Genomic DNA, 13525 nt, shown 5'->3' with positions numbered 1-13525 from the left:
CATTCGGACAATGGCCGCATCTCCAGCGCCTTAGTTCATTTTTTTCAACAGTTCATCCTTACTGATGAGTACCTTGCTTTTTTGATTTTGATAGACAGCAGGCACGTTTTCGTTGCCCTCCTGCAAATTCTGCGCTGAAACTTTCAGGAAAATAGAAGTATTCTCATTTACAACACGATACGTACCATCCGTATTTATTTTCAAAAATAGGATCGACTCATCACCGTATTGCAAAGGAGTTGTATCATCGGAAACAACAATGGCTTCCCCGTCGCTTCCGCCCATTTGGGTTACATGAATGAACGTGTTTTTGATAGCGGCGTCCCCTTTTAATACATTCGATACTTGAACGACTGATACCGTTCGATACGTTTCTGGTGCGCTATTTGCAGCTTTCTTCACGTCATTCGCTTGAACAATTTGCCCCTCGACAATCAGATCCGCATCGCTGGCTAATGCTTCGTAACTTTTATACCCATAGGCCCAGCTCACGTCGAAATGAACAACAGGAATGAAAGGATTGGCTTGGGACAATGCTTTCATCTCCCCATACTTCTTTTTAATCGTTTCTTTATCGGCAGAGGTCGGCGATGTATTCGTTCTCGCAAGCGAACCGTCAGACCAGAAGGTATTGGATCTCATTACAGAGGACTCATTATCATTATGTGCCAGCCCTAATGCATGACCTAATTCATGCGTCGCAATCCCCTCAACGATCGATGACGTGTATCGAGTTTGGCTCGTGTAATACTCATTCACCCAAGCGCGCGTTTTTGTGGCAATTCCATTGGCGTATGTCGTATAGCAAATGCCGTCCCAATCATTGTCTTTCGTTGGCGAAACCTTTTTATTCCCTGTCCGAAAATCAAATTTCGTTCCTTTTCCCATCGATACGCTTCCCGTCCCATTCCATCGACTGGCGCCCGTGTTCCAGATCCCCTCGTAAAACGAATTCGATCCATCGTTGTAATACTGAATATGATTTGAATTAAACTTCCATGGGTTTTCCGGCGTTGCTGCATGTACAGTTCCAGCAAATGCAAAAATGAGGGTTAAAGAAAAAGCTGCCTTTGCAAATCTCTTTTTCATTTCCAATCCTCCCGCATCTGATTTAGAAAGCAATTCACTTTCTAAGCTGCAAATCATTTTCATGCAATCCGATTAATATATATATGCCTTTACCGATCAATATTTCATTTCATCCTATATTTTTCGTGCAGCAAAAAAGACACACCGACCGTAACCCTACTAAGCTTGATCCTGTGTGTCTCTTTCTTATGTTCGGTTATTTCTTATTCGTGTGATCTACGATTCCAATTGGAGACTTCAGCGCTGCTTGACGCTCTGCCTCTGTCATCCAGCCGAGATCCGTCATGCGCTTCAATACAACATACTGCCGCTGGAGAGCCAGCTTCATATTCTTCGCTGGGGAATAGCGCTCCGGTGCCTTGAGTAATCCAACGAGAATGGCTGCTTCTGCCTTGTTAATCGTAGGGAGGTCACCATTCACTCGGGTTGTTTTGCCGAAATAATAACGTGCTGCATTCTCGATCCCGTATTGTCCATGTCCGAAATATACTTTATTCAAGTACATTTCTAGAATCTCTTGCTTGCTATAATTCAACTCCAGATTGGCTGCTATCGTCATCTCCTTCATTTTGCGGGAAAATGTCTTATCATGCGTTAAGAATAGGTTGCGCGCCAACTGCATCGAAATCGTGCTGCCTCCCTGTGCCTTCTGCTGCTTCGTCACATTAATCCAAACCGACCGTGCCAGTCCAATCGGATCGATGCCAGGATGCAGCTTGAAGCGATGATCCTCAATGGCCATTAGCTCTTGCGGAATAAAGGGGGCCATATGGTCGAGCTGAACCATGCGCTGTCCATTGGCCGTTGTTGCTTCCAATGCAATTTGCTCACGGAACGTGGTGAGCTTGCCTTGATCGATCCATACTGTGCCTGTTGCCGCCATTCCAACCCATCCGATAATCGGAGTAAGAATTGCAACGAGCAAGCTATATATGACCCAACGCTTCCACTTCATTCCCTGTGGCGTATGGGCAGGTTGTGCGATTGTCTCAGATTGTTCATGCAGCATAGTGGATTCTTTCTTATTAGGAAAATGAATATGAGGCTTATCTTGCATCACATTCGGTACCTTGCGATGTGCAGTTGTCTCCTGAGCAGGAAGAGGCATAAATACCGATGCGTGAACCAGATGTCCTTTTCTTTGTTTTTTCATTCGTAACCGCCTCCCCTTCTTATATGTAAGAGCTATTTTCAGATTTGAAACACAACCCTTACGTACAGTGTATACGTTGACCGCATGCCATGACATCGAATTGACTTGCAGCCAGCTTACAATGATGAAAGAAAAGAGTGAAAGTAAAACAGAAAACGCCTTATCTATGAAATAGAAGACGAACGAGTTACGAGAAATGTTGTTGGTATATTTTTCTTGTTGCAAAATGATATGAATGTATGCTAAATTAAGGTTCTGTTGAGCAAATAATATGGCGGTCGTGGCGAAGTGGTTAACGCATCGGATTGTGGCTCCGACACTCGAGGGTTCGATTCCCTTCGATCGCCCCATATCATTTGCCGATGTGGTGGAATTGGCAGACACGCCGCACTCAAAATGCGGTGCCGAGAGGCTTGCCGGTTCGAGTCCGGCCATCGGTATACGACAAAAAAGAGTTATCAAATTGCGTTAAGCGATTTGATAACTCTTTTTTTATACACATTCACTTCATTTTTCCATAAGCATTCTCAACCCGGAAAACATGTACACTACGTTTTTATCGTCATCCAATGCAACTGACATTTTTGTCTCTTTATTTTGAACGAAACGGAAATCACGTGCTGATTTATCCCATTTCACTTCAAGTCCCTGAATGTCCATATGGAACAATTTTTTGGCAATCGGCGCAGCTATTTCTTTCACTTCTTTTTCTGTTACTGCCTTGTCTGCTTGTTTTCGCGCAACGTCATATACATACTCTATCTTTCCTGTTTTTGCTTCAACAGCCAGAGTAATATGATCACCTTTGAGCTTCCACGTATCATTTTTGGTGACTTTGATGCCACCATAATAACCAAGCTCGGCTTTCTTTACCTCAAATTCCTGATCTAAAGCTGTTTTCACTGCATCCGCTGCCGTTTTAAGTAATTTCGGTTCTAGCTCGTTCTTGTCTACCTGGATAACGGCTGCACCAATATAATTTTTATTCTTTGATTGCTCCTGTGGATATTTTATCCAAGAAATCACGAAGTCTTTTCCCTCTAGCAAATAAAGGGTACTGTAAACCTTCCCCTTGTCATAACTCTGAGTGATTTGAACCTCTTTATGAAATGCATAGGCTTTCTTGGCGTACATCCCTTTCAACTTGTTCAGCAGTTCCTTTTGATCATCCTTGCTCACTTTATCAAGAGATTGAATCCCCTTAATATTGATCAGTTCCCCTGTACCTGGTTTAAAATTTACTTCGTATAATTCGTCTGCCGAAGGAACCGTCGCCAGATCAAATGGATGTTTAAAGGCATTCTCGAACTTCAACTTTATTTCTTTCCCTGCAAATTGATTCACGGCCTTTTGCAGATTGGCAGCAACCTTTTTATCAAATTGAACACTGTTGCTTGATGCTTGTTCTTGCTTCTTTCCTCCTGCTGCTTCGGCTCCTGCAAAGGCCGGACCCGCAAGTGTAACGAACATACTGGATACGATCATAGATGCTAGAATTGCTTTTTTTATATTCATTTTATTTCCTCCTATGTATGATTGTATGGATATTTCCTTCTATACTAACACGTAAATCCCAATATTTTACTTAACTTTCTATGAATATAATTTAAGAAAAAAATCAAAAACTAAATGCGAATATCCAAATTTAAAAGAGTTATCAAATTGCGCTATGCAATTCAACAACTCTTTCATATTCAAACCTGCCCTATTCAGAACCCACTTAACGCTCTGACACCTGATGTTAAGAACACTATGTTCTTATTAGCGTCAAGTGCTACTCTCAATACGGGTTGTTTGTCTTTAATGAAGTAGTAATTTTTAAAGGTGCTGTCCCACTTTACTTCTAAATCCGAAATGTCCATATTGAATAATTCCTTGGCAAGCGGAGCAACCGATTCTTTTGCATCCTTTTCCGTAATACCCTTGTTAGTCGTTACCGCTTTACGTGTTTTATGAAATACGTTAGTGACCTTTCCCTCCTCCATTTCAAGCGATACGTCCTTATCTTCAAGTGTCCATGTAAAGCGTCTTAGATTAGCGGATGTAACTTCCAAATCATGATTGAATACCGTTTTTATTGCTCCGATTGCCGTTTCCAACAACTTCGGATCGAGCTCTTCCTTGGTGAACTTTATTGTAAATGCACTAACTTCATTTTTTGGCATTTTAGGAGTATTCTCTTTGAAGAAATATACCTCGAAGTCTTTCCCTGTCAACTGATACGACAAAGGCACACCTAGCTTTTCTTTTTTACCATCATAGTCTCGCATCATGATCACTTCTTTATTGAAAACATAATTTTTATTTGCATATGCTTTTTTTAACACTTTCAAGATCTTCTCCTGATCCTCTTTACTGATTGTATCGATTGTGACCTTTTCATCAACCTGCCATATACCACCACTTTCAACATTAAAGCGAACAGCATATTTTCCGTCTACGGATTCAACCTTTGCACTCATAGATAATTCTATCTTCTCGCCGAAATTTTTCAGCTTGATCTCTTTCCCCGCATATACTTTGATAGCTTTTTGCAGCTTGGCGGCCAGCTTCTGATCGATTTGAACCTTCTTGTTATCCGTTTGCTTCTGTTCTTGCGCAGCCTCAGCCCCTGCTGGAATCGGGCCTGCCACGGCAACCAACATACTGGATACGATCATAGACGCTAGAAATGCTTTTTTTAGATTCATTTTATATCCTCCCACTTATTAATATATGAGTACTCTCTTCATGCTTACATTGACAATTAGATTCAACTTAATTCGCTTATTGCCCCTACTTGGTTTCCCGCAATCGCTCTAACATTTCTTGCCCCTTGATCTGAAGATCGGCAACTGCATCGTCCAGCGTTTTCTCTTTGTCAATTAATGATTTCAGCGCATTCGACAATAACGAATCGAATTCAGCTTGGAAACCCGGTGGAATGCTTTTTTTATCTGACACACTGCTAGCTTGCATTGGCTTCAGGAGGTAAAAAGCATCCGTTTCCCGCCCTCTAAAATCCTTGAAGTTGTCTGATCGCGTAGGCAGCTTAGCGTATACTGCCTTCCCAGCAACCTGCGCCATTTCCGGTCCATTCACGAATTTGACGAATTCCCAAGCTGCCCGCTTGCTCGGAGAATCCGCAGATATGGCATAGATCTCCGACAATTTCACGTAAGCCGATTCATCAGGCTTTGCAGGATTAACCGGTGCGGCTGCGATGCCCCAGTCGATCTCCGGTGTCTTCGAGTAATATGTAATATCCCGCAAGAAGAAAGCAAACCACGGCGCCTGAATCGTCATTGCCGCTTGGCCCATGTAGAACAATTCGTTCGATCGGCTATACTGTTTCAAATCTCCGGTATATTCGTATCCTTCGAGTTGCTCGCCCTCCTCCAACGGGGGAGGAGCATAGGCCGCTTTATTGCGGACGGAATTCGTCGCCATCTTTATTGCTTCCTTCCAACCATCTGAATCTATCAACAGCTTGCCTGATTTCGCATCAACCAGTTTAAGTGCCGATGCTGCGGCGATATCGTACATCAAACTTGCTGCCCCTCTCGTCTGATACAATCCGTACACTTGCTTTTTTCCCGAATCGACGCTCGAAAATCTCTCTGCTAAATCAAGGAGCTCCTTCCATGTCATTTTCCCGTTTGGCGGCTCGATTTGATGCTTCTTGAACAAGTTGCTATTATAATAGATGACATTCGTTTCGAAGGAAGGAGTAAGCCCGTACAGCTTCCCATTCCCTTTTGCCCGCAGCCTGTCGATAAGACCAGGCATAAATCCGTCCAACTTGTATTGATCCTGGTTGATGGCCGGCTCTATGTCATACAACCTTCCTTCTTGAGCAAAGGCTTCGAACATGCTTTCATTCAAAAACAGCACATCCGGCTTAACTTTATCGAGCAGCTTTTTCTTTTCATCAGTCAAATTGAATGCCTCGTTTTTTTCGGCTTCGTCGAACAATTCTGCTTCACTGATAACCTCAATATCGATGTCGGGATTCATCATCTTAAAGAAGTTCCCGTAGTCACTATAAAATCGATCTTCATCTTGATAGACGACCCTGATCTTCCCCTTGCCATCCTTTAATGGCGCAAGCTCTGACCGTTCTCCGAAGCAGCCGCTTAAGAGAGACATGATCGTCAGCAGCATAATGACGGTCTTCCCATTCTTCAACACGTACTACACTCTCCCTATTTTCCCTCATCCTTGTTTGCAGATTCTCGCGCTTTCAAGAGCAGTTCCTGCGCTTTTACCTCCAACGCGGCAGTTGCTTCATCAACTGATTTCTCGTTCGCGACGACGGCTAACAGCTCCTCACGAAGCGGTTTATAAAATAACCTGAAGAACTCGAATGGAAGACTTTCATAAAGGCTGCTCTCCTGCCTGATCTTCGGCATATAAAATGCATCCGTACTTCTGCCCTTGATATCCTTCATATAACCGTTACGTGAAGGAAGCTTGCCTTCCAGTGTTCGCGAACGGGCCTGCGCCATCTCCGCGCCATTCACGAATTTGACGAATTCCCAGGCTGCCCGCTTGTTGGCTGAGTCGGCCGCAATTGCATAGATGGGAGCAAAGCTAATGGATGAAGAATCCATCGTAGGATCTACCGGAGCCGTAACTACATCCCAATCTTGCTTGGTTAATACAAGCTCCCGAGTTTTGTAAGCGCTACCTATCGTCATAGCAGTTTGATCTCTAAGTTTTTGAGAGTAAATTTGGCCTTCAGGATGCAAAAATACAGATTTGCTGCGTACAGCATCCGTTACCTGCTTGATTGCTTTTTTCCAGCCATCTGAGTTCAGAAGCACCTTCTCTCCCTTCGGGTCGAGCAGCTTCAATCCGGAGGAATCGGCAATTTTGTACAAAATGGCTCCTATATTCCCATACCATTCATAGAACCCGTACACCTTATTGTCTCCGCTTCCGATATTGGCAAATCTCGCTGACAAATCAAACATTTCCTGCCAGGTCATATTGTTCTTCGGCGGTTCGATTTGATGCTCCTTGAACAACGCTGCGTTATAGTACAAAACTTCCCTATCCACATAAGGAGCAAGCCCATATAGCTTGCCGTTGCCTAAGCTTTTGATTCTGTCGATCAGCCCTGGCAAAAAGCCCTTCATATCATAGTCGTCCTGCCGGATCATTTCTTCCAACTCGTATAATCTGCCAGCTTCAGCAAATGATTGAAACGTTTTCGCATCACCCAGCTTTATTACGTCCGCGCCGGAGTTCTCCAACAGCTTCTTTATTTCCGCATCCCAATCCTCTGCACGAATCGTTTTCCCGAGATTTAGAAGCACCTGACTCTCGGGGATAACCTCGACCTCAATCTGCGGATATTTCATATGAAAATACTTTCCGTAGTCGTGGTAAAAGGCTTCCTCATCCTGATAGATCACCTTGATTTTGCTTGGCTGCAAAGGCTCCAGCACTTCCTTCTTGCCAAAGCAGCCGCTCATTAAGGAAACGATCGTCAGAAGCAGAATCGCAAGTTTCCATCTGCTATACATATTTCTAGCTCCCTCTTTGTTCAAGCTCAGTTTGCAATGACCCCTGTAATTCTTTTAGTTGAAAACTCAAGGGTAAAAAGCTTACGAAGCATCTTTTATGGCTTTTTCTCAGATCTCCGTAAGCTTTTATGAGTACCTCTTGCCCCTGTATCTCCTGCGCGGCTACCGCTTCGTTCACTGACTTCTAGTTATCGATAACGGCTCGCAGCTCTTCCAGCAGCGGCTTTCATTGGAGCACTGTTTTTAGTGCGACAACGTCTAATTTCCAACTATTAACCTTGAGCCGCTCGATATGATGTACACCGGTTTCTTATCAGCATCCAACGCTGCTTTCAATACCGTTTTTTTGTCTTTAACAAAGTAATAATCTTTAAACAGGTTGTCCCACTTCACTTCATATCCCGAAATATCGATATTAAATAATTCCTTGGCAAGCGGATCGATCACTTCCTTTGCATCTTTTTCCGTAACCTCTTGGTCGGTCGTTACCTGTTTCCTTGTATGATGATACACATTCAGAACCTTTCCGTTTTTTTTGTCTATCTCAAGCGATACATCGTTATCCTTAAGTAATAACATTTGAACCTTGTCCCCATTAGAATGAAGTTGGGCATTTGTTATTTCAAAATCATGATCAAATGCCGTTTTTATCGCTTTTGCTGCCATTTCCAACGATTTCGAATCAATATCCTCCTTGGCAAGCTTTATTACAACTCTACTCACAAATTCCGCCTTACCCCATACTTCCCAATTTGCTTCAAAGTCCTTCCCTGTCAACTGATACGAAAAATAATCATCTTTTAGTTTTTCATTTTTACCATCGTAAAGGCGACGCAGAACTACTTCTTTATCAAGAACGTATGTTTTCTTCGCGTATGCTCCTTTCAGCGCTTTCAGGATCTTCTCCTGAGCCGCTTTACTGATTTTATCGAGTGGAATCGTTCCGTTTACCCCCGATACTGCACCTTTTTTATAATCGAAGCGAACGACAACGATCATAGTTGCTAGAATTGCTTTTTTCATATTCATTTTATTTTCTCCTATGTATTCATTTAATAATAAAATCAAAAACGAAATGTCAATATCCAAAAGTAAAGAGTTATCAAATTTCGTCATGAATTCAATAACTCTTTTATATTCAAACCTGTCTTATTCAGAATCCGTATAATGCTCCGACACCTGCTATTATGGACACTACGTTCTTATCGGCGTCCAGTGCTGCCCTCAGAACCGGTTTTTTGTCTTTAATGAAGTAGTAATTTTCAAATGAGCTGCCCCACTTCACTTCTAATCCGGTAATGTCCATATTGAATAATTCCTTGGCAAGCGGAGCAACCACGTCTTTAGCCTCTTTTTCCGTCATTTTTTTGTTAGTCGTTACCGCTTTGCGCGTTTTATGAAATACGTTTGTGAGCTCTCCCCTCTCAATTTCAATCAATGCATCCTTATCCTCAAGTATCCATCTAAAACCATTTATTAGTTTAGCGTCTTTAACTTCAAAATCATGATTGAATGCCGTTTTTGTCGCTTTTGCTGCCGTTTCCAGGAGTTTCGGATCAAGCTCTTCCTTGGTAAACTGTATCTTAAAACCACCAACAGTACCTGTTAGCTCTTTAGTGGAATTTTCCTTTAAAAAGGAAACATCAAAGTCTTTCCCTGTCAACGTATACGATAAATTCACACCTAATTTTTCTTTTTCACCATCATATCCTCGATGCATGATCACTTCTTTATTAAAGGCATATGATTTATTTTCATATGCTTTTTTTAACACTTTCAAGATTACCCCCTGATCCTCTTTACTGATTTTTTCGATTGTAACCTTTTCATCAATCCCCCATATTTTACCGCCTTCAATGTTAAAACGGATAGCGTATTTTCCGTCTACGGATTCAACCTTTGCACTCGGAGATAATTCTATCTTCTCGCCGACTTTCTTCAGCTTGATCTCTTCCCCTGTATATACTTTGATTGCTTTTTGCAGCTTGGCGGCCAGCTTCTGGTCGATTTGAATCTTCTTATTGTCCGTTTGCTTCTGCTCTTGCGCAGCTTCGGCTCCTGCAGGAATCGGGCCTGCAACGGCAACTAACACACTGGATACGATCATAGACGCTAGAATTACTTTTTTCATGTTCATTTTATTTCCTCCTATGTATGAATATATGGGTTCTATATTTATGCTAACATTGAATAAATAAGATTCAACTTAACATGATCTGAATATAATTTAAGAATAAAATCAGAAATGAAATGCGAACGACCAACTCAGTTATGCCAGAATGCAAGTTGGGAACTGATATTTGTTGTTATATATTCCTTCTCTACCCGCACACAAAAAAAAGTTATCGAATTGTATAACGCAATTCGATAACTCTTTTTATTTCATCCATAACTATGAATGTTTAAGTATTTTCCCTCATCCGTTCTGCATTCAATTTCTCTTGGAATTCCTTCTGCAAAAGCGAGTGCTTCATTTGTAATCGAAATATGTGTAAGGGAATACGCTTACAAACAACTTCATTTCCATAAGCAAATATAAACATCAATATTAGGATTTCATAACTTTTAATGGATGAATATAAACAAGTGAGGAACAGAATTATGACTTGGAGTGTATAAGTTGTAGATGGTTTTTAGCTTGCCTATATTGTATGAGGCACTGAATCTCAATGAATAAATGCTATACGATTCAATTATCTTTGCTACTTATCAACGCTGTGGATAAGTAAATCCTTGCTGCACTGTGAATAACTTCGTTATTTTGCGAATTATCAAATTATATCTCAGACTTATCCTATGTTATGAACACGTTTTCAACAGAAAATGTGGATGGAAGAGCTTATTTATAAGAAATTATACACTTTAAAAAGTTATCCCTCTGTGCATATCTCTGCAACATTATACCTATTCATTGTTGTGGATAAGCTGTGGACAACAAATAACCCACCAACTAAAATAGTTAGTGGGTTATTCTTATTGCTTGGCGACGTCCTACTCTCCCGGGACCCTGCGGTCCAAGTACCATCGGCGCTGGAGGGCTTAACGGTCGTGTTCGGGATGGGTACGTGTGGAACCCCTCCGCCATCGCCACCAAACAGCATTGGCTTAGTGCCAATATAAAGTTCAAGGTCATACCTTGAAAACTGAATGCGAAAGTTCGTGTTAAGATTTTCATCCGGGGCTCCCCGAAAAGTATTCGGTGTTGCTGCAACGCTTCACGTCACTTTTTGGGGGCTAATTAGGATAAGCCCTCGACCGATTAGTATTGGTCAGCTCCACACATTGCTGTGCTTCCACCTCCAACCTATCTACCTCGTCGTCTTCAAGGGGTCTTACTAATTGGGAAATCTCATCTTGAGGGGGGCTTCACGCTTAGATGCTTTCAGCGCTTATCCCTTCCGCACATAGCTACCCAGCTATGCTCCTGGCGGAACAACTGGTACACCAGCGGTGCGTCCATCCCGGTCCTCTCGTACTAAGGACAGCTCCTCTCAAATTTCCTACGCCCGCGACAGATAGGGACCGAACTGTCTCACGACGTTCTGAACCCAGCTCGCGTACCGCTTTAATGGGCGAACAGCCCAACCCTTGGGACCTACTTCAGCCCCAGGATGCGATGAGCCGACATCGAGGTGCCAAACCTCCCCGTCGATGTGGACTCTTGGGGGAGATAAGCCTGTTATCCCCAGGGTAGCTTTTATCCGTTGAGCGATGGCCCTTCCATGCGGAACCACCGGATCACTAAGCCCGACTTTCGTCCCTGCTCGACTTGTAGGTCTCGCAGTCAAGCTCCCTTATGCCTTTGCACTCTTCGAATGATTTCCAACCATTCTGAGGGAACCTTGGGGCGCCTCCGTTACTCTTTAGGAGGCGACCGCCCCAGTCAAACTACCCACCTGACACTGTCCCCGAACCGGATTACGGTCCTAGGTTAGAACTCCGATACGAACAGGGTGGTATCCCAACGGCGCCTCCACCTAAGCTGGCGCTCAGGCTTCTCAGGCTCCCACCTATCCTGTACAGTCCGTACCAAAGTCCAATATCAAGCTGTAGTAAAGCTCCATGGGGTCTTTCCGTCTTGTCGCGGGTAACCTGCATCTTCACAGGTATTAAAATTTCACCGGATCTCTCGTTGAGACAGCGCCCAAGTCGTTACGCCATTCGTGCGGGTCAGAATTTACCTGACAAGGAATTTCGCTACCTTAGGACCGTTATAGTTACGGCCGCCGTTTACTGGGGCTTCGGTTCATAGCTTCGCCTTGCGGCTAACCACTCCCCTTAACCTTCCAGCACCGGGCAGGCGTCAGCCCGTATACTTCGCCTTGCGGCTTCGCACAGACCTGTGTTTTTGCTAAACAGTCGCTTGGGCCTTTTCACTGCGGCCCCCTCGGGCTATTCACCCTACCGAGGCACCCCTTCTCCCGAAGTTACGGGGTCATTTTGCCGAGTTCCTTAACGAGAGTTCTTCCGCGCGCCTTAGAATTCTCTTCTCACCTACCTGTGTCGGTTTGCGGTACGGGCACCTTCACCTGGCTAGAGGCTTTTCTTGGCAGCATGAAATCAAGACCTTCGGTACTGTAATTTTCCCTCCCCATCACAGCCTAGCCTTACGATGTGCGGATTTGCCTACACATCAGCCTCACTGCTTGGACGAGCATCCATCAGCTCGCGTCCCTATCCTTCTGCGTCCCCCCATTGCTCATAACGGTTACGGTGGTACAGGAATTTCAACCTGTTGTCCTTCGACTACGCCTTTCGGCCTCGCCTTAGGTCCCGACTTACCCTGAGTGGACGAGCCTTCCTCAGGAACCCTTAGGTTTTCGGCGGACATGATTCTCACATGTCTTTTCGTTACTCATACCGGCATTCTCACTTGTGTACAGTCCAGCAGTCCTCTCGGTCTACCTTCAACCCGGTACACAACGCTCCCCTACCACTGATACATAGTATCAATCCATAGCTTCGGCAGTATGTTTAGCCCCGTTACATTTTCGGCGCAGAGTCACTCGACCAGTGAGCTATTACGCACTCTTTAAATGATGGCTGCTTCTAAGCCAACATCCTGGTTGTCTGGGCAACTCCACATCCTTTCCCACTTAACATACATTTAGGGGCCTTAGCTGATGGTCTGGGCTGTTTCCCTCTTGACAATGGACCTTAGCACCCACTGTCTGACTCCCGGATATAAGTCGATGGCATTCGGAGTTTGACTGAACTTGGTAACCCTTGGCGGGCCCCGCATCCAATCAGTGCTCTACCTCCATGACTCTTTACTCCGAGGCTAGCCCTAAAGCTATTTCGGGGAGAACCAGCTATCTCCGAGTTCGATTGGAATTTCTCCGCTACCCCCACCTCATCCCCGCACTTTTCAACGTGCGTGGGTTCGGGCCTCCAGTGCGTGTTACCGCACCTTCACCCTGGACAGGGGTAGATCACACGGTTTCGGGTCTACGCCTACGTACTTATTCGCCCTATTCAGACTCGCTTTCGCTTCGGCTCCAGCTCTTCACCTTAACCTTGCACGCAAACGTAACTCGCCGGTTCATTCTACAAAAGGCACGCCATCACCCATAAATAGGGCTCTGACTTCTTGTAAGCACACGGTTTCAGGTTCTATTTCACTCCCCTTCCGGGGTGCTTTTCACCTTTCCCTCACGGTACTGCTTCACTATCGGTCACCAGGGAGTATTTAGCCTTAGCAGATGGTCCTGCCAGATTCCCACGGGGTTTCACGTGTCCCGCGGTACTCGGGATCCGTCTCGGAGGGCATTTA

General features: G+C 44.1%; 8 protein-coding genes, 2 tRNA genes and 2 rRNA genes. 2 read left to right on the top strand and 10 right to left on the bottom strand.

The window, feature by feature from the left end; all coding sequences use genetic code 11:
• Positions 1-30: 30 nt before the first annotated feature.
• Together NO352_RS00075 and NO352_RS00070 are read right to left on the bottom strand one after the other, a co-directional pair.
• On the bottom strand, positions 31-1089 hold the full coding sequence (locus tag NO352_RS00075; protein ID WP_268600564.1) for a matrixin family metalloprotease: 1059 nt from the start codon (positions 1087-1089) through the stop codon (positions 31-33).
• Positions 1090-1285: 196 nt separating this feature from the next.
• Positions 1286-2242 (bottom strand): transglycosylase domain-containing protein, encoded by a 957-nt coding sequence (locus NO352_RS00070; protein ID WP_289354657.1) that lies wholly within the window; start codon positions 2240-2242, stop codon positions 1286-1288.
• Positions 2243-2516: 274 nt separating this feature from the next.
• Here NO352_RS00070 and NO352_RS00065 point away from each other — a divergent pair.
• Both NO352_RS00065 and NO352_RS00060 read left to right on the top strand, forming a co-directional pair.
• A tRNA-His gene (locus NO352_RS00065) sits at positions 2517-2592 on the top strand.
• 8 nt (positions 2593-2600) lie between these two features.
• Positions 2601-2682 (top strand) — tRNA-Leu (locus NO352_RS00060).
• A gap of 67 nt (positions 2683-2749) precedes the next feature.
• On the opposite strand, the gene NO352_RS00055 is transcribed toward NO352_RS00060, so the two are convergent.
• From NO352_RS00055 to NO352_RS00020, 8 genes are all read right to left on the bottom strand, one after another.
• Positions 2750-3757 carry a hypothetical protein gene (locus NO352_RS00055; protein ID WP_289354656.1) on the bottom strand — a complete coding sequence of 336 codons (1008 nt, stop codon included), beginning with the start codon at positions 3755-3757 and terminating at the stop codon, positions 2750-2752.
• Positions 3758-3951: 194 nt separating this feature from the next.
• The gene (locus NO352_RS00050) at positions 3952-4932 is read right to left on the bottom strand and encodes a hypothetical protein (protein ID WP_268620146.1); all 981 of its coding nucleotides are present in this window, start codon (positions 4930-4932) and stop codon (positions 3952-3954) included.
• 85 nt (positions 4933-5017) lie between these two features.
• Complete coding sequence (locus NO352_RS00045; protein ID WP_268620147.1) at positions 5018-6412, bottom strand: ABC transporter substrate-binding protein; 1395 nt, start codon at positions 6410-6412, stop codon at positions 5018-5020.
• A gap of 14 nt (positions 6413-6426) precedes the next feature.
• Positions 6427-7752 (bottom strand): ABC transporter substrate-binding protein, encoded by a 1326-nt coding sequence (locus tag NO352_RS00040; RefSeq protein ID WP_268620148.1) that lies wholly within the window; start codon positions 7750-7752, stop codon positions 6427-6429.
• A gap of 258 nt (positions 7753-8010) precedes the next feature.
• The gene (locus tag NO352_RS00035) at positions 8011-8868 is read right to left on the bottom strand and encodes a hypothetical protein (protein WP_289354655.1); all 858 of its coding nucleotides are present in this window, start codon (positions 8866-8868) and stop codon (positions 8011-8013) included.
• 37 nt (positions 8869-8905) lie between these two features.
• Positions 8906-9889, bottom strand: a complete 984-nt coding sequence (locus tag NO352_RS00030) for a hypothetical protein (protein ID WP_289354654.1) — start codon at positions 9887-9889, stop codon at positions 8906-8908.
• 841 nt (positions 9890-10730) lie between these two features.
• Positions 10731-10847: ribosomal RNA gene (gene rrf, locus NO352_RS00025) — 5S ribosomal RNA — on the bottom strand.
• A gap of 144 nt (positions 10848-10991) precedes the next feature.
• Positions 10992-13525 (bottom strand): 23S ribosomal RNA (locus NO352_RS00020); the annotation flags it as partial.

It is taken from the genome of Paenibacillus sp. S-12, assembly GCF_030363895.1.
Classification (GTDB): Bacteria; Bacillota; Bacilli; order Paenibacillales; family Paenibacillaceae; genus Paenibacillus_B; species Paenibacillus_B alvei.
This window is presented reverse-complemented; position numbering and strand designations above follow the sequence as displayed.

Excerpts from the sequence above, each read along its gene's own strand:
- NO352_RS00050 (WP_268620146.1), bottom strand. The coding sequence starts at position 4,932 with ATGAATCTAAAAAAAGCATTTCTAGCGTCTATGATCGTATCCAGTATG.
- NO352_RS00055 (WP_289354656.1), bottom strand. The coding sequence starts at position 3,757 with ATGAATATAAAAAAAGCAATTCTAGCATCTATGATCGTATCCAGTATG.
- NO352_RS00040 (WP_268620148.1), bottom strand. The coding sequence starts at position 7,752 with ATGTATAGCAGATGGAAACTTGCGATTCTGCTTCTGACGATCGTTTCC.
- NO352_RS00030 (WP_289354654.1), bottom strand. The coding sequence starts at position 9,889 with ATGAACATGAAAAAAGTAATTCTAGCGTCTATGATCGTATCCAGTGTG.
- NO352_RS00075 (WP_268600564.1), bottom strand. The coding sequence starts at position 1,089 with ATGAAAAAGAGATTTGCAAAGGCAGCTTTTTCTTTAACCCTCATTTTT.
- NO352_RS00035 (WP_289354655.1), bottom strand. The coding sequence starts at position 8,868 with ATGACGAAATTTGATAACTCTTTACTTTTGGATATTGACATTTCGTTT.
- NO352_RS00070 (WP_289354657.1), bottom strand. The coding sequence starts at position 2,242 with ATGAAAAAACAAAGAAAAGGACATCTGGTTCACGCATCGGTATTTATG.